Below are 20,890 nucleotides of genomic sequence, written 5' to 3'. Positions count from 1 at the left end.
CTTCATTCACGAGGAATGATGGTTAACTAAATAATTCATTAAAGACTTTTGTACATGCAGACGGTTTTCTGCTTCCTGAATGGCAACGCAGTAACCAGAGTCCATGACTGCATCGGTTGCTTTGACATTACGTCTGAGCGGCAGGCAATGACTAAATAGTCCCTGGTCGGTTATTGCCATTTTCTGCTCATCGACAATGAAGTGTTTGTATTGATCGCGGATTAACTTTTCTTTTTCCCATTGACCAAAGTAAGGCAATGCTCCCCAGCTTTTGGCATAGACAATCTCTGCACCGGTGTAGGCTTCTTCGATATTGTGGGTTACGGTTAAGGTTTGATGGTTCTGCTGACAGTTGTTTTGTGCGGACTGCATATAGTGTTCATCTAAAACATACTCTTTGGTCGGGCACAGCAGGGTGACATCCATACCAAACTTACTGGCGATCATGAGTGCTGAATTGGCTACTGCTGTATTGAGTGGTTTCGGATGATAGGTCCAGGTCAGCACATATTTTTTCCCCTGCAAGTCGCCGAGCTTTTCCTGCAAGGTCATAATATGGGCCAACTCCTGACAGGGGTGGGTAATGGTTTCCATATTGATCACAGGTACGGTGGCATACTGGGCAAAACTTTTAAGCAGTGTATCCAGCTTGTCTTGCTGCCAATCAATGAATTTTGGAAAGGCTCTAATTGCAATCAGATCACAATAAGAAGAAAGAACTTGTGCCACCTCTTTGACATGCTCTTCAGCTTCGCCATCCATGACTGAGCCCAGTTCAAACTCAATCGGCCAGGCATCTTTTCCGGGTTGTAACACCACCGCGTGACCACCAAGTTGTTCGATACCAATTTCAAAACTGGTACGGGTACGCAATGAAGGATTAAAAAACAACAGCGCTATGCTTTTGTTTTTCAACAAAGGTTGGATTGGAGATTGTTTCAGATCTTTGGCAAAGTCCAGAATCTGTTGCAGATCCGGTTTTGACCAATTCTCTGTTGTTAGAAAGTGCTGCATGTTAATTACCTTACGCTCAGAGCCAGCGGCAGGTTTTTATGCAGGCATAAAAAAACCCAGCCGTTGGCTGGGTTTCAAAATCTAGTTACATACTTTTTTTACGCGCTATAGACCCCAGCCTTCCGAATACGAAAGCTGCGACGTCGTACTTGTTCTGTTAAAACTTGCGCTGTTAAAACTAAAGTATGTTTCATTGGTTCAAATGACTTAATGTGTTGTTCATTGCAGGCAAATCTACAACGATAGTTTCGCGGTGTAAACCTTTTTCTAATATTCTTTTGTCATAAGCCTAGTGAGCATGGTGCATTTTAGTCTGTACTTCTTGCTGCATCTGATGATGCTGATGACCATTCTGCCCGTTAGACATTTTAGTAACTGCTTGATAAATATAGAAGCTACCCCACAGAATAAAGAGCAGACCAAACACCGCTCGAACTTTTGGATTACGGAAAAAATTAACCAGCTTGTTACTGAACACGCCTACCGCAAACATCGCTGGCAAAGTCCCTAAACCAAAGGCCACCATGCTGGCGAAGCCACCCACAGCTGTGCCTGAGGTGCTGGCCATTGCCAGCGCACTGTAGACCAGTCCGCAAGGTAGCAGCCCCCATAACAAGCCTACTACCGCGGCTTGGTGAAATTTCTTGATGGGTACAAAACGGCTTTGCACCGGTGATACTTTCTTCCACAGTTTACGGCCAATTCGTTCAAACATAATCAGCAAGTTCTGCCAGCTTAGGAGATAAAAGCCCATCATGATCAACATGATGCCGCCTAGAACGATTAATACCGGAAAATTGGTCCACTTGCTAAACAGGTAACCGAAACCTCCTGCAAGCGCACCTAAAATACCGTAACTCAATACCCGAAAAATTTGATAGGTGAATGACAGGCGAAGTGACTTTTCTTTATCTGTTCCAGTATTGAGCGCAACCGTTAGACCGCCGCACATACCAATGCAGTGAGTAGAGCCTAAAAAGCCCATAGCAAAGGCTGAAACCAGAGCGGTTAAAACCTGTTCGCTGATCATGACTTGTCCTCTATGTGCTTATCGTCTTTCTCCGTTGATTGATCAGAACTGGAATTCTCATCACCGCTTTCTTCAGAGCCTTTTTCTTCAAAACCTTTTTCTTCAAAGAGAATGCGACTCGCCTCTTTATCCAGATCCGAATACTGATCCGAATTTACCGCCCAGAAAAAAATTCCAACGGCAATTGCCAAAAATATTAACGTCAGTGGAATCAGTAAATAAATCGCATCCATAATTAATTCGTAGCCTGTTTGCTTTCACGTTTCAGTTTCAGTGAATTGACCACCACCACAATCGAGCTCAGCGACATGCCAATGGCGGCAAGATACGGTGGAATATAACCCATTGCAGCGAAAGGGATCATGACCGCGTTGTAGAGTAGCGCCCAACTAATGTTCTGCTTGATCACCACTTGGGTTTGACGGCTTTTCTCCAAGACAAAAGGGATATCCAATAAGTGCTCCGACAACAGATAAGCATCGGCTGTGGTACGAGTTAAATCTGAAGCCTTGGCCATAGCAATCGACGAATCGGCAGCGGACATCACTGGCGCATCATTCAGTCCATCGCCGACCATCAATACTCGCGCACCATTAACCTGCAATGATTTCACATAGGATAATTTTTGCTCGGGAAGCATCGCATGACTCCAAAGCTCAATGCCCAACTGCTTGGCGACCTTTTCAGTTTGCTCGCTGGGATCGCCACTTAAAATATGCAGTCGATACCCCTTGTCTTTCAATTGCTCGACCATAGACTTGGCCTGCTCCCGAATTTTATCGGTTAACACAATATGTGCGATTAGCTTGTTTCCATCATAGAGCCACAATCCACTAGCAGAAGACGTCTCAATAATACAACCACAAGACTCGATAAACTGCCGGTTGCCAAACCAATAAGATTGCCCATTAATTTTTCCTGACACTCCGGCAAAGGAATGATGCTCGATATCATTGGCAACAATATCTTTAGACTGGTATTGATAAAAAGCTAACGCGATAGGATGTTCAGATTGCGCTTCCAGTGCTGCAATGATTGCTAATGCCTGATCCTTCGAACGGTCAGCTAACAACTCTATTTTGTCAACGGTAAAGGTCCCTTCGGTCAGGGTTCCTGTTTTATCAAAAATAACATCGGTAATATGGCTAGTATTTTGTAAAAAGTGCTGTCCTTTAATCAGTACATTCCGCTGGTTATGAGCCAGAGCACCACAGGTCATGGCAATCGGCGTAGCCAAGCCAAGAGCACAAGGACAACTCACCACCAGCACTGAAAGCGTAATCCACAGCGCTTCCTGCGGTTCATGACGCAACCAATACCAGGCGACAACAGTTGCCAGCAGCAAAATAAACAACACGAAATAACGTGCAACCGTATCGGCCAGCAAGCCAATTTTTGGTTTCTCCAGCAGCGCCGCTTCCTGCATACTCAGTAGTTTTGCCCAATAGCTGTTGCTGGCGTTGCCAGAAACTTTAATACGAATAGCCTGATGCGTATTGACGCTACCAGCCATTACCATCTGTCCCTGGTGTTTATGGCGTGGCAAAAATTCACCGTTGAGCATGGCTTCGTTGACTTCCGCCTGTTCACTAATTAACTCACCATCAATAGGAATGGTGGCACCGGGACGAATCAGAATCTCATCACCCTGCACTAACTTCTTCAGCGAAACCATCTTGCCCTCAGCCACACTTCCCTCAATTTTTTCGGCATAGACCGGCAAACTGTTTTGACCTTTATAGACTTTTTCGCTGACCTGCTGACGTGCTCTAAACTCCAGGTAGCGTCCAATCAGCAGGAAGAAGACAAACATGGTTACCGAATCAAAATAGACTTCACCGCTTTGTGTAATCACTGCCCAGATACTGGCGCCATAAGCTAAAAACAGTGCTAAGGTAATCGGCACATCCATGTTCAGACGGAACTGTCTCAATGATTGGATAGCGCTAAAATAAAAAGGGAATCCAGCATAGAACAACACAGGCGTTGCAATGAAAAAGCTTACCCAACGTAAGAAGTGACCATGCTGCTGATTAACGTCATCCCATGCGCCAAGATATAAACCTACCGCATACATCATCACTTGCATCATGCCCAGACCAGCCAGCCCCAAACGACGCAACCAGCTTTTCTGCTGCTTGATGTTGATGGCCAGAGCCTGTTCAGGTTTATAGGGAAGCGCCGCATAACCAAGCTGATGCAAACGCTTCAAGACCTTGCTGAGCTCAATAACTTCGGATTGCCATTGCAGGTTAATGGTTTGCGCGGCCACATTGACCTGTACGCCAGCGACGCCATTGATTTTTCTTAATGTTCTTTCAATCAACCAGGCACAAGCGCTGCAGCGAATCGATTCGGATAATAAAATGATGGAGGAAGTGTTAGCATTCTCCGAGATTTGCTCGCCCTCTTCCAGCAGATACTCCGATTGAATATCGACTTCATCAAACGCCATTAATTCAGGCGGCAACTCCTGGTCGGGGCGAACAGCCTGTTCGGTGCGAAATCGATAGTAATCCACTAAGCCATTGTTAACGATAGTTTCAGCAACTGAATAGCAACCGACACAGCAAAACTCCCGTTCTTTGCTGAGCACTTCAAGCGTCTGCTGATAATTGGCTGGAATAGGTAAGCCACAGTGAAAACACTCGCCACGGACTTTTGCGTCCATATCAATAACCCAGAGTTAATTCACGCTTGGTGGGCAAGTTCCATATTTGCTCCAGTTCCCAGTCGTCCCCATGCGGGCGCAAAGTAACATGCCATTTGCCCTGGGTATCTTTTACGGAACCGTCTGCGGTCAGCTCTGCAAAGTAAACACCGTTAGCGTTTTGTTTTAAGGCAAGCGAAAAGTCGCGCTCTTCCAGGGTGGCATGGCGGAAATCTAAAAACAGACTGTCATTGAGAGGTTGTTTTGATTCCAGAAGAATCTCTAAACGAGTCCCGGTTAAATCAACATCTGCTCGAATACCCATATCTTTCGCCAACTGACGCTTTTCAAGAATCTGATTGATGGCCAGGCCTTGCTTGTAATAATCATCCTTAACCATGCTTGCTGGATTGTTAACGGCAATCGTGACCAACAAAATCCCAGTCACCACCGAGCTGGCTGGAATGGCAATAACAAACCAGGGCCAAAATTGCTTATACCAGGGTTTAGTATCTGTATCTTGCACTTGATTCATGTAGCTTCCGCGCGATTAGCGTCTTTTAACAGGGCCAATAAAATTGGTCGATTGATTAATTGCTATGGATTCATCATCCACGCTTTGCATACGAACCGTCAGCTTCTCAGTCGTGCCACTTAAATTATAAGGGTCAATTGAGACACGAACAGGCACCGTCATAACACCACCAGCCGCAACAGTTACTGTCTTAGGCCCCTGATACACAAGCTCAGAATGACCTGTTATATCAATGGTATAAGTATGAGCCGCCTGATCTTTATTGACGATTCGCAAGTTATAAATATTTTCGATAAAACCTTCTGCAGTGGTTAAGTATAAGCGGTTACGATCTTTGATAATGTCCAGTTCCAGAGGCGTCCGCAGCCATACCGACAAAACAAATACCAGGCTCATTAAAATGAGTACGGCTCCATAACCAATAGTCTTACCGCGTATGAGCTTAACCTCTTTGCCATTGTCACGATTTTCTGTGGTGTAACGGATCAGTCCCGGCTCATAGCCCATCTTGTCCATCACTTCATCGCAGGCATCAATACAGGCTGCGCAGGCAATACATTCATACTGCAAGCCATCACGAATATCGATACCGGTGGGGCAAACATGCACGCACTGTAAGCAGTCAATACAATCGCCCAGTCCTTTTGCCTGGTATTCTTCTTTTGGCATGTCTTTTTTACGCGGACCACGATCTTCACCACGATCTTCATCATAGGCAATGATCAACGTATCCTTGTCGAACATTGAACTTTGGAAGCGCGCATAAGGGCACATATAAATACAGACCTGCTCACGCAGCATGCCAGCGTTGCCCCAGGTTGCAAAGCTGTAAAACAATACCCAGAAAGTTTCCCAGGGTCCCGTACTCAAAGTCAGGATTTTATCGGTGAGTTCTGTGATTGGCGTGAAATAGCCAACGAAGGTGTAACCTGTAAAAAGAGCAAAGATTATCCATAAACTATGCTTGAATAGTCGCTTACGAATCTTTTCGAAATTCCACCGCTGTTTATCAAGTTTAAGCTGCTTGTTTCTATCACCTTCCGCTAACCGCTCCATCCAGATAAACACTTCGGTCCAGACGGTTTGTGGGCAGGCATAACCACACCATAAGCGACCCGCCACTGTAGTAAAAAAGAACAATGCCATGGCGGCGATGATTAATAACAGTGTCAGGAAAATAAAATCTTGTGGAAAAAACGTCAGCCCGAACAAATGAAATTTTCGCGCAGGCAGATCAAATAGAACGGCCTGTTGACCGTTCCAACTTAACCAGGGCAGTCCGTAATACAGGCCAAGCAATAACCAAACGGACAAGACACGGAGATTATTAAATCGTCCGGACACTTTCTTCGAAAAGACTTTCTTGCGCTTTTCGTAAAGACTTTGTTCGTCGCCAACGACATACGTATCTTGTTGTTCACTCATTGCTCAAACCTGTATTAATGTTTGGACCAATATTGGTTGTTACTTTTGTTGTTACTTTTGTTGTTTCTTCTCATCATCTGCGTGAGACAAGCTGTACACATACGCAGTAACAAGGTGCGCTTTTTCTTTACCCAAAATTTTATCGTGGGCTGGCATATTGGCCTGAATACCATTTTCAATAACATCTTTGATCATGCTAATGGAACCGCCATGCAACCAAGTTGTATCTTTCAGGTTCGGAGCACCCATAGCTGTGTTACCACTCAAATCTTTACCGTGGCATGCAGCACACATAGCTTCATATTTCGTTTTACCTTCATCCACTAAGTTTGGCTTGAAAGTACGCTCCACTTCGTTCTCGCTTAAAATATAATGAACTACCTGTGAAACACCGTCTTCACCTAACGCACCGCCCCAGGCAGGCATGGCGCCTTTACGACCTTCCATAATTGAGTACATGATGTCGTCAGGCGTACCGCCATATAGCCAATCATCATCGGTCAGATTAGGGAAGCCGATACCGCCACGACCATCCGCACCATGACAACCGAAACAGGTATTCGCAAAAATGGATTGTCCCATTTGCAAAGCTTCAGGTTCATTCTGCAAATCTTTTACAGACATGGCCGCATACTTTTCAAAGAGCGGCATATATTTGGCGTCTGCTTCAGCCACTTCTTCTTCGTATTGACCAATTTGCGACCAGCCTAATACGCCCTGGAACTTACCTAAGCCCGGATACAGAATCAGATAAACAATCGCAAACACGATAGTGATGTAGAACATCCACAACCACCAGCGTGGTAGCGGATTGTCGTACTCTTCAATACCATCATAAACATGGCCAGTCGTTTTGCCGTGCTCGCCACTTTGCTTCTTTTTGCGGGTGAAGAATAATAAGGCTGCGCAACCAAGAATATTGATAGCAACGATCAGAATAATATAAAAACTTAGTGCATCACTCATGAGTCACCGCCTCTTTACGATTGCTGGCTGAACCAGAATCTCTATCATCCTCATCCAAAGCCATACGCGCTGCATCTTCATACATTGGCTTACGTTTTTTCGAATAAACCCAAATACAAAGGCCGATAAACAGCAGCATAATAATCAGGGTCATAACACCACGGAAAATATTAATATCCATTACTCACCTCCTGAATCTTTTACTGTGCCATGCTCATGGCCAAGCGACTGCAAATAGGCAATCAAGGCAGTCATTTCTTTTTCGCCTGCAACCTGATCTTTGGCGTTAGCAATTTCTTCGTCCGTATAAGGAACACCTAACGTGCGCATGGTTTCCATCTTGGCGGCAGTTTTCTCGCCATCAAGAATGTTCTCATCCAGCCATGGGAAAGAAGGCATGTTCGATTCCGGAACCGGGTCACGAGGGTTCATCAAATGAACATAGTGCCATTCATCCGAATAACGTCCGCCGACTCGCGCCAGGTCTGGGCCGGTACGCTTTGAGCCCCATAAAAATGGAAACTCATAAACATCTTCGCCCGCTACTGAGTAGTGACCATAGCGCTCGGTTTCTGCGCGGAATGGACGCACCATCTGGGTATGACATACGTGACAACCTTCTCGGATATAAATATCACGGCCTTCCAACTCAAGCGCCGTATAAGGACGTAAAGTTGAAATAGGTTGCGTAGTGTCTTTAAGGAAAAACAAGGGTACGATTTCAGCGAGGCCACCAAAGCTGATCGCCACTACAATGAGAATACCCATTAAGCCAATATTCTTTTCGATTTTATCGTGATTCATCTGTGTGCCCTCCTAGTGCGCCGGTTGTGGGATACGAGTATCCGCATTTTTTGCGCCAGAAATTGTCTTCATCACGTTGTATGCCATTACGAACATACCGGCCAGGAAGATGATGCCGCCGAGTAAACGAATACCATAGTAAGGATAAGTGGCTTCTAAACTCTGTACGAAGGTATAAGTCAAAGTACCGTCAGAGTTAGTTGCGCGCCACATCAGGCCTTGAGTCACACCGGCAATCCACATCGCTGCGATGTAGAGCACCACCCCGATCGTCGACAACCAGAAGTGCATATTGATTAAGCTGATGCTGTGCATCTTCTCTTTACCGAAGATCGAAGGAATCATCGCGTAGAGTGCACCAATCGAAACCATCGCCACCCAACCTAATGCGCCAGCGTGAACGTGGCCCACTGTCCAGTCAGTGTTATGCGATAAAGCGTTCACTGTCTTGATAGACATCATAGGACCTTCAAAAGTCGACATACCGTAGAAGGAAAGAGAAACGATCAGGAATTTGATGATTGGGTCAGTGCGAAGCTTATGCCATGCACCGGATAAAGTCATGATACCGTTGATCATGCCACCCCATGATGGAGCAAGCAGAATCAAGGAGAAGACCATACCTAATGACTGAGCCCAGTCAGGCAATGAGCTGTAATGCAAGTGGTGAGGACCGGCCCACATATAAATCGCAATCAATGCCCAGAAGTGAACAATCGACAGACGGTAGGAGTAAATCGGACGCCCTGCCTGCTTCGGTACATAGTAGTACATGATGCCCAGGAAACCTGCTGTCAGATAGAAGCCCACCGCGTTATGGCCATACCACCACTGAACCATGGCATCAATCGCACCTGAGTAAACTGAGTAAGACTTCCATGAAGTCCAGTCAATCGGCAGTGCGGCGCTGTTCACAATGTGTAACACCGCAATAGTAATGATGAATGCGCCAAAGAACCAGTTCGCCACATAAATGTGCGATACCTTACGCTTCATGATAGTACCGAAGAAGAGCACTGCATAAGCAATCCAGACGATAGCGATTAAGATATCGATTGGCCACTCAAGTTCAGCATATTCTTTAGTAGAGGTTAACCCCATTGGCAACGTAATCGCCGCCAACACAATCACCAGCTGCCAGCCCCAGAATACGAACGCCGCCAGCTTATCGCTGATCAGACGCGCGTAACTGGTTCGCTGAACACAATGCAGTGACGTTGCCATCAACACGCAACCACCGAACGCAAAAACAACGGCGTTAGTGTGCAGAGGACGGAGACGGCCAAAAGACAGCCAGGAGGTATCAAAATTCAATGCTGGGAACATCAACTGGGCAGCGATTAAAACCCCAACCGCCATGCCGACAATTCCCCAAACTACAGACATAATGGCAAATTGCCTTATGACCTTATAGTTATAATTATCTTTTTTAAGCTCACTCATCATAACCTTCCTTATAAACCAAGGACTTACATAAACTCAGGGTGTTTTAGCAAAGTGATCATAAGGAAGGACCGATATTGAATACTTGATCTGGATCAAGCGAACCCAGAATGGTCCCTTTTAATTCATATATGAAGTGATAGGCAATAACTATAAAGCGACATTTTCTCCCCACCTGATTCACATATGAACCTAAAAAGTCACTCAAACATAAGATACATCCCTAAGCGTTATCACCATCAAAAATCAGCATAACATTAAGATTTTAGTATAAAAAGTATTCTATTGGCATTTTTACAAAGCCACTATCCACAGGAGAAGAATGGAAGGAGTTAAATGTAATTGATTATATTTAGGAAATTATCGGAGCTAATAGAAATGATTATCATCCCGCTATTTTGTTGAGGAGATTTTATAGAAAATAGCGGGATTGACTCAGAGAGTAAGAAATCGATTAACGGGCAATACGCGCCATCAACTGAGCAATAGAGCGACATTTAACGACCAGTAATAGTGCAACAGCCAGCTCAACAAGAGTTGATAATACTCCCACTTTGTCATCAGCAAACATCATCACAAGTGAAGATGACTCATTTGAAGGCACCACGTAGAACCCAAGCCAGAATATGAACCCCATTAGTGCTTTGTACAAAAAGAACAACCCAATTGATGCAACAAAGATTGTTAACAAGCTTTTGGGATTAACCGGCTCAAACTCCTTATCTTCCTTGCCCAATAAATTATGAGCAACTGTTAAAGGAAAAAACCAGAGATACACTGAAACGATAATAGGTATTAGCATAATTATCATTGAAACGAAGCTTGGCATCGAAGAAGCCATTCCACTCAAATTAACGGTAAAAAAATCAATGGCCCTTACTAGTCCAGAAATAAACAGCCAAATTGCAAAAAGTCGAACCACTAACCCCAGATAATGAATTGGTTTCATGTTTTATCCCTTTTATATTGTTGAGTTTTAAGTTATTAAAATTTTTCTGAGTATATTGCTTCAATCAATAAATTGAAAGGTTACGGGCTCCTCAACTCTTTCCATAACCCAAGTCCGATAACATTTCTTACAAATCCCTGCTTGCTCAATCGCCTAATATTGCTAGGCTGTGGAGTTAAGTTTTTTTCATTGTTGTTACTTGGGGAATTTCTATGAAGTTAGCAGTCCTTTTACTCAGCGTGACCTTATCTTTCAGCGCATTAGCCGCTGAGGAAAAGTCTGAGGCGCCGAATCCTTATCCGGAAGAGAAAACGGTAGTTACCGAACATTCGACCAGGGTTGGCGGTAAAACCATCAACTACAAGGCCGAGACCGGTAATTCGTTTGTGTACAACGATAAAAATGAAGTGATCGGCTCGATTTTCTTCACTGCCTACACTCAAAAAGGTGCCAAAGCAAAAAACCGTCCAATTACCTTTGCCTACAACGGCGGCCCTGGCTCAGCATCAGTCTGGTTGCATATGGGAACGCTTGGTCCTAAACGTGTGGTGATGGATAAAGAGGGTTTCCCCTTAAAACCGCCGTTTGAGATGGTGGACAATGAATATTCATTGCTAGATTTAACCGATATCGTCTTTATCGACCCAGTTGGCACTGGCTACAGCCGCGCGCACGACAAAGGCACTGATAAAGATTTTCATGGCGTCTGGGAAGACATTTCGACAGTCTCTGAGTTTATTCGTCTGTATATGACGCGCAACGAGCGTTGGAGCTCGCCAAAGTTTTTGATTGGTGAAAGTTACGGCACCACTCGTTCTGCCGGTATCGCCTACCACATGGGTCAGAACCACGGTGTTTATTTTAATGGCATCATGCTGGTTTCCAGCGTGCTCAATTTCCAGCTGGATGATTTTAATGATCAGATGGATTTGTTACCGCCGGTAACCATGTTACCGAGCTACACCGCAGCCGCCTGGTATCACAAAAAATTGAAAGCGCCTCTGGATGCCAATTTGCAAAATGCTATTGAGCAGGCCAAAGAGTTTGCTCTAAACGAATATGCATTGGCTTTATTGCAGGGCGATAATCTTGAGCCGCGCAAAAAGCGCGCCATTGCTGAGCGAGTGGCTGAGTTGACCGGTCTGTCAGTTGATCTGGTGATGGAGAAAGATTTACGCATTTCTCTGAATGACTTTGTGCACAATATTAAACGCGCAGAAGGCGAGACTATTGGTCGTCTGGACAGCCGTTTCACAACCCCTGAACTGGATGCCTTGAACAAAGCCGGTTACCGCGACCCAAGCTACATGGCGATTCACGGCACCTATACCGAAAACCTGATGACTTATCTTTCCACTGAACTGAATTATAAGTCAGACCTTCCTTATTATATTTTGGGTGGCGGTGTGAAAAGTTGGAACTACGAAGATTTTTATCGCCAGAATCGCGACATAAGCGACAAGCTGACCGCAGCCATGCTTCGAAACCCGGACATGCAGGTTTATGTGGGTAATGGTTACTATGATTTTGCGACACCTTTCTTCGCCACCGAGTACACCTTCTCGCACATGGGCTTACCCAAACAGCTCAAAGACAATGTGCACATGTACTACTACGAATCAGGCCATATGATGTATATCCGTGAGCATGATTTGATCAAGTTAAAGAAAGATTTGACCGAGTTCTTTAAAAAGTCGCTGTAAGCCGCTTATCCTTTAAGGGTAACAATCGGGCGGACACACAGGTCCGCCCCTACCTAACAAGCTGTCATCCTGAAATTTGGTTAGCGGAAATCTCCATAGCTCATAGGATGGGTTTACCCAATGGGGCAGACCCAGAATCAGCCGTAACCCATCAATCAAGCAAACGATGGGTTACGCTCAAAGAGCTAACCCATCCTATAACGCCCGATGTAATGGTGTTGTTTCGAACCTATCTTGGTAGGGGTAGTGCCTATGTGCCAGCGCGCGAGTGGCTCAGGATCTTGGGTAACCACACTGGGTCGCCCCTACCTATCTGTTTAGAATTTATAGGATGGGTTAGGCGGTAGCCGTAACCCATCAATCAAGCAAACGATGGGTTGCGCTCAAAGAGCTAACCCATCCTATACCACTGGGTTGCCCCTACCAAACCCTGGCCTATTCGTTTCCGATTCATAGGATGGGCGGTAGCGGTAGCCGTAACCCATCAATCAAAGCAAGCGATGGGTTACGCTCAAAGAGCTAACCCATCCTATACCACTCCACCTAACTATTTGTCATCCTGAACTAGATTCAGGATCTTGGGCGACCACACTGGGTAGCCCCTACCTATCTGTTTAGAATTTATAGGATGGGTTAGGCGGTAGCCGTAACCCATCAATCAAGCAAACGATGGGCTACGCACAAAGAGCTAACCCATCCTATAACGCCCGGTGTAACGGTGTTGTTTCGAACCTATCTTGGTAGGAATAGTGCCTATGGGCCAGCGCACGAGTTATTCAGGATCTTGGGCGACCACTTTGGGTCGCCCCTAACTCTGTCTTAACCTACCATCCTCATTTATTTCCTTATACCCTATTCCCAATTTACCTTCATCCTCATACAATATGCCCAATTTTTAACCTCTATATATCGAGAGTTCATCATGGCAAAAGCAAGTGATATCAAACGCAACATGGCAGTTGAATACAATGGTAAATTGTTGGTTGTAAAAAATATTGAAGTCAGTAGCCCTAGCGCACGCGGCGCTGCAACCTTGTACAAAATGCGTTTCACCGACGTTCAAACTGGCTTAAAGGTCGAAGAACGTTTCAAAGGTGACGACCAGATCACTACCGTTGATCTAACCAAACGCGCTGCCACTTTCTCCTACAGCGAAGGCGACAGTGTTATTTTTATGGATAGCGAAGACTACAGTCAGTACACCTTCAACAAAGAAGACATCGAAGACGAGTTACTCTTCATCACAGAAGACATCGAAGACTTGCGTGTCGTACAGGTCAACGACAAAGTGATTGGCCTAGAACTTCCGCAGTCAGTTGAAATGGTCATCGAGCAAACCGACCCTTCAATCAAAGGTGCCTCAGCCACTGCTCGCACCAAACCAGCCACTTTCGCCACCGGTTTAACCATTCAGGTTCCAGAATACATCGCCAATGGCGAGAAAGTTAAAATCAACGTCGAAGAAAAGAAATTCATGAGCCGCGCGGATTAATTCCGCGCTTTTTTATTCCAGCTTTAACTAGTGTAGGATGACTCTACACATTTGATACTCATGATTTCTAATGAAGAAAATTGTTGTTCTTGGTGGCTATGGTAATTTTGGTAAGCGTATCGTTGAGGAGCTTTCTCAACTAACCGATATTGTTATCTACGTTGCTGGAAGAAATATACAAAAAGCCCGACATCTTATAAACCAGCTTTCGAGCCAGTCAAATGCAGAGTTATTGCCTTTAGCCATTGATATAAGCAGCACCAACTTCCAGAAACAGCTACAAGCATTAGCCCCATTCTTAGTCATTCATACCAGCGGGCCGTTTCAAGGACAAGATTACCATGTACCAGAAGTCTGTATTGATATAGGTGCGCACTACATTGACCTGGCTGATGACCGACGATTCGTGTGTGATATTACACAGCTCAATATCAAAGCAAATAATAACCATGTATTAGCTGTTAGCGGTGCCAGCTCTGTACCGGGTTTGTCATCGGTTATTCTTGACCATTATCGCTCCGAGTTTTCGCAAATCGATACTATTGATATATCCATTGCACCTGGCAACAAAGCCGAAAGAGGCGAAGCTACTATTCGCGGCATTCTTTCCTACACCGGACACCCTTTCCCTGTGTTTAAAAATAGCCAATGGGTAAATGCCTATGGCTGGATGGACTCACGCAAAATCAACTTTAATGATGGCGATGAGATACGCCCACTGGCCAATGTGGATGTGCCCGATTTAGAACTTTTCCCCAAAAGATATTCAGTAACCGAGACAGTAAAATTTCAGGCTGGCCTTGAGCTTAAGCTGCTACACCAAACTATGGTATTTATGGCATGGCTCGTAAAAAAGAAGATCATCAAGAACTGGGCGCCTCTGACCAAGCCAATCATGAAAACCAGCAACTTATTAAAATCATTTGGTACCGACCGAGGTTATATGCGAGTCCTCATTGAAGGGAAAGATCTACGACTCAAGCCGAGAACAATTAAATGGACTCTCACTGCTGATAAAGGTGTTGGCCCTTATATACCCACTCTGTCTGCTATTATCATTGCAAAAAAATTGGTAAACGATCAGCTGGATATTCGAGGTGCCATGCCTTGCCTGGGGCTTTATACTCTTGATGAATTTCACCCCTACGCAAATCTACTAGAACTTCAAATCAGGGAGCAGACTATTGGATAGCTACTTTCTACTAAGATTACTGCACATACTATCTGCAATAGTGGTCATGGGCATTGGCGCAGGAATTGCATTCTTTATGTTCATGGCCTATCGCTCCAAAAATATTAGCGCGATAACAGTGACAGCCAGGAATGTTATCTTGGGAGACTGGCTATTTACCTTTCCGGCGGTGATTACTCAGTTTGTGACCGGTTTATTATTGATGGAAAAACTCAATTACTCTTACACATCGACCTGGTTCTATTGGGTCATTGGTCTGTTTGCTTTTATCGGGGCTTGTTGGGTTCCTGTCATCCGGATTCAATATTTACTGTTTGCGCAAGCAAAAACCTCAATGTCCCAAGGCAAGCTTACCGCCAAGTTCAATCAATATATGAACTGGTGGATCAGCCTTGGCATCCCAGCATTCCTTGCTATTTTAGCGTTACTTTATATTATGGTCTTTAAGCCATTCCCAATCATATGATTAAGCACATGAAGGACCATACATTACTCACTTTAGCGCGTTACTCGCTAGCCCTTCTCTGGATATTCACAGGGTTAACTTCTATCTATTTTGATTATAAAACGGGTTATGAGCTTCTCATTAATTTTGGCTTTAGTGACTCTATCACTCGCACTTTAATTTACAGTGGTGCCGTTTTAGATATTGGCTTAGGGCTCTGGCTACTGAGTAATAAACAAATGAAGCTATGTTATGTCATGCAAATTGTGGTTATAACAAGTTATACCATCCTGCTGACTATCATAGAGCCCTCCTACTGGCTGCACCCTTTTGGCCCAGTAAGCAAAAATCTTCCCATAATTATGCTAATCTTAATTCTTCACTACATGACCGGCGATTCTTCCAATGAGAAAGCGTTATGAAAATCATTCTACTTCCTGGTGTTGATGGCACTGGCATTTTATTCGAGCCTTTTGTTGAGATCTTCATAGCCGATGTGCCGGTCGAGGTAATACCGCTGACCAAGGATTCTGATCAGAGTATTTTGAATCAGGTTTCGATTATTGAGGATGCGGTGGGAGATGAAGAGGTTGTTTTAATTGTTGAGTCTTATTCGGGGTTGCTGGCCTATGAACTGGCGAGACGCAATAAAGTCAGCATTAAGCAAATCTTTTTCTTTGGTTGCTTCCTGCAGCCGCCTAGTTTGATTGGCAAGATTGGGCGTTTTCTTCCGGTTCGCCTCTTGAATATTATTCCGGACAAGCTACTTTCACACATTCTATTTAACCGCTGGTCATCGCCTGAGTTAATTGCTCTTTTTCGCAAAGCGGTTGAGTCAGTGAATTTTCCAAACCTGAAACAACGTCTTAAAACTATTGCTACTCATCCAAAACCGACTCAGCCTATTGATATACCTTGTGTCTATATTCAGGGGACGATGGATAATCTGGTTAGTGCTTATAACGTCAAAGCGTTTGAAGAACTCTGCAGAAATTTACAGGTTGAGGTAGTCGAGGCAACCCACATGCTTCTCCAAACACAACCTGAAACTATGTCACAACTCATTCATAAATATCTTCAGTTATAATATTAGCGCACAGTGACTATGTGCGTTGGGTTATAGTCCCTCCTCTCTTTTATCAGCTACCATGGACTTAACATACATTGTAAGTTGATTAACGGATTTAATATGGCTGAGCAGAAAGCAACGATTGTATTTCTTTCGCATGGCGGAGGCCCTTTACCGCTGCTCGGTGACTCAGCACACCAGCAAATGGTGGCGAGCCTGCAATCATTAGCCAAAGAGTTACCCAAACCTGAAGCTATTATTGTTTTCAGTGCTCACTGGGAAGAGTCTGAAGTCAGCATAATTTCCAGTGCAAAACCTTCGCTTTACTACGATTATTATGGGTTTCCCGAAGAATCCTGTCAGATTCAATATCCTGTAGCTGGCAACCCAGAACTAGCTGCCAAAATTCAATCGCTGCTGGCTCCCAAGAAAATAGCCTGCCACATGGAAGATAATCGTGGCTTCGATCATGGGGTTTTTGTTCCCCTTAAGATCATGTATCCCGAAGCCGATATTCCAACCGTGCAAGTGTCATTGCTCAATGGCCTGGATGCTGAGGAACACATAAAATTAGGTCGCGCACTCAGATCTCTTTTGTCCGAGAATATATTAATCGTTGGCTCCGGCTTCTCGTTCCACAACTTAAAGGCCTTTTTTGGTGCTTCCGATCAACAATCTCGACTATTGAATGAGTCTTTCGATGCGTGGTTAACCGAAACTTGTATGGGTGCTTCATTGCATGAATTTGAACGCGCTGAACGATTGATGGAATGGCAAAATGCACCCGGCGCCCTCTATTGCCACCCTCGCGAAGAACACCTGATACCTTTGCATGTGTGTTATGGATTAGCCCAAAAAGCAGCTGACAGGAGATTAAGCTTTGATGTGATGGGTAAACTGGCCAGTTGTTTTGTTTGGGGCTAGGTTTCAATGATATAGAGCTGCTCAAAGCTAATTTAAACTATTGACATTAACAGTCTTAACAATTGTCACAGATAGCACCAATCCCCCCTTATATTGAGCTAAGTCACGTATAAAATATAGCAATCAAAATGTGTGACCAAAGGGAATCCCTTTAGGGGATGAATAAGAAATAATTCTTTGAGGAGCGCATAAGTAAACTCGTAGGTTGGCGATGTACCCCTAGGGGTACATCGCCAACCTACCATTGCCCTACCTACAGATTAAGTAAGACAGTTTTAATTGCCTATCTTTCTTCAACTAACTTAAAACGCTTAACCTCAACACCATCAACTTCGACAGTCTCAGTAAACATTTCCAAAGGGCGAACCCAGGTATCGAAATCACCATACAGGGTTTTATAGACTACGAAGTATTCCAGAGTTTCTGAATGCCGCGCCACATCCAACACTTCGTAGAGTTTGCCTTTGTAATGCTTATAAGTACCTTTCAGTAAATCTTTACTCATTAACTTTGCCCCCAGCTGTAGCCCTTTCGCCATAGCGTTTCCAGCGGGCCTTGCTTAAAATAGTTAAACCATAACTTTACAAACAATATCTGCACAGCCCAGATTGCTAATGTCACTAAAACCAGTTCGCTACGCGATACTTTGCCATACATATCCAGCCCATAGCCATAAAAAATAAAACTGCAAATAATGCTTTGCATAATGTACAGAGTGAAAGCCATGCGCCCCACTTGTGTCATCAATTTTTGTAGGCCCTGAGCGAAACTTGATTGCGACCAAACAACAAATAAGCACAGATAAGCCATGGCCAGCACCAGCCCGCCGATATAAAAGCTTACGGATAAGTAACTCATAAAGAATTGATAGGAAAAACCTGAGTCAATATAGAGCCATGCGGTTATCGCCGAAACAGGAACACCTATCAGCAAACACCACCACATAATCATCTTATGATTGCGCTCTCCGCTAAAAAATCCTGTTTTAATCAGCCCCATACCGATCATCATTAAGCCCGAACAACGCCAAAGCGTAAAGTATAGAAAGTCCCAGCTCTGACGGCTGATCGCCCTTTCAACACGTTCAGGCGTTAACTGCCACCAGGAGCCTTGATAAGCCGCGAGCATTTGTTCTTGAGTTTCGGCATCTGCAAACCAATAAGGGCTTGTTTCTGGTGGGTTAACAATCGCCATCACCGCCGCATACATGTCAGGAGCGGTAGCGCCAAAGGCTAAAATAAAACCCATACTAATCAATAACACCGGCTTGAGGTTACGGAGCCAATATACGATTAATCCACTGAGAGCATAAGCCACCAGGATATCGCCATCCCAGATAAGGTAAGCATGAATCAAGCCAAATATGACCAGTAACAGTGAGCGTAAAATAAATGGCTTAGTCGGCGAGACACCCTGTTTAATATATTTATTAGTAAACAGAACAATACCAGCACCGTACAAAATCGCCAGCATAGTCATAAAACGTTGCTTTACGAATGCATACTCAAAAAGCCAGACCCATTTGTCGACACTAGAAAACTCTGCAAATGCCAATGGGTTATAGCGCAACAAACTTGGGGTAGAAAAATAGTTAATGTTGATGACCAGTATCATCAGAATAACCACACCCCGCATTAAGTCGAGACTCGCAATTCTGCCATTGCTAGTAAGAAACATAATGATTCCTTCTTTTTATTAATTATTAGCTCATAAAAAAAGCGACCCGCAGGTCGCTTTAGGTTTTTTTCTTATTAAGCTTCGAAAGGATGACGCTTAATTATCGTTTCAACGCGGTCTGGGCCGGTTGAAATTATATCGACAGGAACGCCAACTAATTCTTCTACTTTAGCAATGAAGTCGATGGCATTTTTCGGTAAGTCATCTAATGACTTAGCGCCAAAGGTTGTTTCTGACCAACCTGGCAACTCAATATAGACCGGCTTTAAACGCTCATAGTCTTCAGCGCAGCTTGGTGTATTGTACATAATGCCATTAACTGGGCAGTTATATTCCACTGCGATTTTAACCGTCTCAAGACCATCCAGTACATCCAGCTTAGTCATGCAAAGACCGGACACACTGTTAATATCAACCGCACGCTTTAGTGCTACCGCATCTAACCAACCGCAGCGACGTGGACGTCCAGTGGTTGCACCAAATTCATTACCGACTTTAGCTAAATGCTTGCCAGTATCATCGAACAATTCGGTTGGAAATGGGCCGCCACCAACACGCGTGGTGTAGGCTTTGGTGATACCCAACACATAATCAATATGACGAGGACCAACACCAGCACCGGTAGCAACACCACCAGCAGTAGTGTTGGATGAAGTTACGAAAGGATAAGTACCGTGGTCAATATCCAGCAAAGTACCTTGCGCACCTTCAAACATTAACTTTTTACCTGCGCGACGCATATCCGCAAGAATTGCTGGTACGTCTGAAACCATCGGCTTCAACCATTCAGCGTATTCTTTGCACAAGGCTAATGTTTCATCAAAGTCGATAGCATCGGCTTTGTAGTATTCGGTTAAAACGAAGTTATGTAACTTCATAATGTCGCGTAATTTTTCTTCCAGGCGAGGAAGGTCAAACAAATCTTCAACTCGCAAGCCTCGACGCGACACCTTATCTTCATAGGCTGGACCGATACCACGACCGGTAGTACCGATTTTCTTTTGCGCATCGCGCGATGCTTCACGCGCATTATCCAAGGCTACGTGGTAAGGAAGAATTAAAGGACAGGCTGGGCTGACACGCAAACGTTCCATAACTGGCACATTTCGCTCGAGCAACATATCCATTTCCTTGCGTAAGGCATCTGGAGCAAGCACCACACCGTTTCCGATGTAACACATCACACCGTCATTCAAGATTCCTGATGGAATCAAATGAAGCACGGTTTTCTCACCTTTGATGACCAATGTATGACCTGCATTATGACCGCCCTGGTAGCGCACCACTGCGCTCGCCTGTTCAGTCAACAAGTCAACGATTTTACCTTTACCTTCGTCACCCCATTGGGTGCCTAGTACCACAACGCTTTGTGCCATTTTTAACTCTTTCTCTACTTAGTAGATTGATCGGTTTATTGCCACGAAAAAGGACAGGAAACCGCGCATTTTACCGTCAAAAAACGCGAAAATCCCCCTTTTTTTGAAAAAATCCAGCTCACAGGTTAGATCTGCTCTCGAGACTTTGAATATCAATAGGTTAGATTCAAAAGTCCGATAATTTCTAGCTTATAAA

Annotated in this window: 21 protein-coding genes; 7 read left to right on the top strand and 14 right to left on the bottom strand. The window is 44.5% G+C overall.

What is annotated here, in order from left to right:
- Positions 1-6 precede the first annotated feature (6 nt).
- The 11 genes from ACYTXU_RS01225 to ACYTXU_RS01175 form a co-directional block, all read right to left on the bottom strand.
- The gene (locus tag ACYTXU_RS01225; protein WP_462207745.1) at positions 7-1,014 is read right to left on the bottom strand and encodes an N-acetylornithine carbamoyltransferase; all 1,008 of its coding nucleotides are present in this window, start codon (positions 1,012-1,014) and stop codon (positions 7-9) included.
- Between the two features lie 289 nt (positions 1,015-1,303).
- Positions 1,304-2,044 (bottom strand): sulfite exporter TauE/SafE family protein, encoded by a 741-nt coding sequence (locus ACYTXU_RS01220; protein WP_462207744.1) that lies wholly within the window; start codon positions 2,042-2,044, stop codon positions 1,304-1,306.
- Complete coding sequence (ccoS, locus tag ACYTXU_RS01215) at positions 2,041-2,277, bottom strand: cbb3-type cytochrome oxidase assembly protein CcoS (protein ID WP_462207742.1); 237 nt, start codon at positions 2,275-2,277, stop codon at positions 2,041-2,043. The genes ACYTXU_RS01220 and ccoS overlap by 4 nt, the downstream gene beginning before the upstream one ends.
- Positions 2,278-2,279: 2 nt before the next feature.
- Positions 2,280-4,715, bottom strand: coding sequence for a heavy metal translocating P-type ATPase (locus ACYTXU_RS01210; protein WP_462207741.1), 2,436 nt, complete (start codon positions 4,713-4,715; stop codon positions 2,280-2,282).
- A 1-nt stretch (position 4,716) separates the two neighbouring features.
- A complete protein-coding gene (locus tag ACYTXU_RS01205) occupies positions 4,717-5,229 on the bottom strand; it encodes a FixH family protein (protein WP_462207739.1) in 513 nt (170 codons plus the stop codon).
- 15 nt (positions 5,230-5,244) lie between these two features.
- Positions 5,245-6,654 carry a cytochrome c oxidase accessory protein CcoG gene (ccoG, locus tag ACYTXU_RS01200; protein ID WP_462207738.1) on the bottom strand — a complete coding sequence of 470 codons (1,410 nt, stop codon included), beginning with the start codon at positions 6,652-6,654 and terminating at the stop codon, positions 5,245-5,247.
- 51 nt (positions 6,655-6,705) lie between these two features.
- Positions 6,706-7,620 carry a cytochrome-c oxidase, cbb3-type subunit III gene (ccoP, locus tag ACYTXU_RS01195; protein WP_462207736.1) on the bottom strand — a complete coding sequence of 305 codons (915 nt, stop codon included), beginning with the start codon at positions 7,618-7,620 and terminating at the stop codon, positions 6,706-6,708.
- Positions 7,613-7,801 carry a cbb3-type cytochrome oxidase subunit 3 gene (locus ACYTXU_RS01190; RefSeq protein ID WP_462207734.1) on the bottom strand — a complete coding sequence of 63 codons (189 nt, stop codon included), beginning with the start codon at positions 7,799-7,801 and terminating at the stop codon, positions 7,613-7,615. The genes ccoP and ACYTXU_RS01190 overlap by 8 nt, the downstream gene beginning before the upstream one ends.
- Positions 7,801-8,424 (bottom strand): cytochrome-c oxidase, cbb3-type subunit II, encoded by a 624-nt coding sequence (gene ccoO, locus ACYTXU_RS01185; RefSeq protein WP_462207733.1) that lies wholly within the window; start codon positions 8,422-8,424, stop codon positions 7,801-7,803. Before ccoO ends, ACYTXU_RS01190 begins: the two co-directional genes overlap by 1 nt.
- A 12-nt stretch (positions 8,425-8,436) precedes the next feature.
- Positions 8,437-9,867 carry a cytochrome-c oxidase, cbb3-type subunit I gene (gene ccoN, locus ACYTXU_RS01180; protein WP_462209338.1) on the bottom strand — a complete coding sequence of 477 codons (1,431 nt, stop codon included), beginning with the start codon at positions 9,865-9,867 and terminating at the stop codon, positions 8,437-8,439.
- A gap of 454 nt (positions 9,868-10,321) precedes the next feature.
- Positions 10,322-10,816, bottom strand: coding sequence for a hypothetical protein (locus ACYTXU_RS01175; protein ID WP_462207732.1), 495 nt, complete (start codon positions 10,814-10,816; stop codon positions 10,322-10,324).
- Positions 10,817-11,028: 212 nt separating this feature from the next.
- On the opposite strand from ACYTXU_RS01175, the gene ACYTXU_RS01170 reads away from it, so the two are divergent.
- The 7 genes from ACYTXU_RS01170 (at position 11,029) to ACYTXU_RS01140 (ending at position 17,641) form a co-directional block, all read left to right on the top strand.
- Positions 11,029-12,519: a S10 family peptidase gene (locus ACYTXU_RS01170; protein ID WP_462207730.1), complete on the top strand. Its 1,491-nt coding sequence runs from the start codon at positions 11,029-11,031 to the stop codon at positions 12,517-12,519.
- 922 nt (positions 12,520-13,441) lie between these two features.
- On the top strand, positions 13,442-14,011 hold the full coding sequence (efpL, locus tag ACYTXU_RS01165) for an elongation factor P-like protein EfpL (protein ID WP_462207729.1): 570 nt from the start codon (positions 13,442-13,444) through the stop codon (positions 14,009-14,011).
- 70 nt (positions 14,012-14,081) lie between these two features.
- A complete protein-coding gene (locus ACYTXU_RS01160; protein WP_462207727.1) occupies positions 14,082-15,203 on the top strand; it encodes a saccharopine dehydrogenase family protein in 1,122 nt (373 codons plus the stop codon).
- Positions 15,196-15,669: a DUF2269 family protein gene (locus tag ACYTXU_RS01155; protein ID WP_462207725.1), complete on the top strand. Its 474-nt coding sequence runs from the start codon at positions 15,196-15,198 to the stop codon at positions 15,667-15,669. The genes ACYTXU_RS01160 and ACYTXU_RS01155 overlap by 8 nt, the downstream gene beginning before the upstream one ends.
- An 8-nt stretch (positions 15,670-15,677) precedes the next feature.
- On the top strand, positions 15,678-16,070 hold the full coding sequence (locus tag ACYTXU_RS01150) for a DoxX-like family protein (protein ID WP_462207724.1): 393 nt from the start codon (positions 15,678-15,680) through the stop codon (positions 16,068-16,070).
- Positions 16,067-16,735 carry an alpha/beta fold hydrolase gene (locus ACYTXU_RS01145; protein WP_462207723.1) on the top strand — a complete coding sequence of 223 codons (669 nt, stop codon included), beginning with the start codon at positions 16,067-16,069 and terminating at the stop codon, positions 16,733-16,735. Before ACYTXU_RS01150 ends, ACYTXU_RS01145 begins: the two co-directional genes overlap by 4 nt.
- A gap of 102 nt (positions 16,736-16,837) precedes the next feature.
- Positions 16,838-17,641 (top strand): DODA-type extradiol aromatic ring-opening family dioxygenase, encoded by an 804-nt coding sequence (locus ACYTXU_RS01140; protein ID WP_462207721.1) that lies wholly within the window; start codon positions 16,838-16,840, stop codon positions 17,639-17,641.
- A gap of 283 nt (positions 17,642-17,924) precedes the next feature.
- Here ACYTXU_RS01140 and ACYTXU_RS01135 read toward each other — a convergent pair whose 3' ends face one another.
- The 3 genes from ACYTXU_RS01135 to ACYTXU_RS01125 form a co-directional block, all read right to left on the bottom strand.
- Positions 17,925-18,146 carry a DUF1653 domain-containing protein gene (locus ACYTXU_RS01135; protein ID WP_462207720.1) on the bottom strand — a complete coding sequence of 74 codons (222 nt, stop codon included), beginning with the start codon at positions 18,144-18,146 and terminating at the stop codon, positions 17,925-17,927.
- On the bottom strand, positions 18,146-19,318 hold the full coding sequence (locus ACYTXU_RS01130) for a DUF418 domain-containing protein (RefSeq protein ID WP_462207719.1): 1,173 nt from the start codon (positions 19,316-19,318) through the stop codon (positions 18,146-18,148). Before ACYTXU_RS01130 ends, ACYTXU_RS01135 begins: the two co-directional genes overlap by 1 nt.
- 74 nt (positions 19,319-19,392) lie before the next feature.
- Positions 19,393-20,694 carry an adenylosuccinate synthase gene (locus ACYTXU_RS01125; RefSeq protein ID WP_462207717.1) on the bottom strand — a complete coding sequence of 434 codons (1,302 nt, stop codon included), beginning with the start codon at positions 20,692-20,694 and terminating at the stop codon, positions 19,393-19,395.
- Positions 20,695-20,890: the final 196 nt, after the last annotated feature.

Source organism: Kangiella sp. M94, assembly GCF_054926195.1.
The sequence above is the reverse complement of the archived record's forward strand: the minus strand, read 5'-3'. Positions and strand labels throughout refer to the sequence as shown.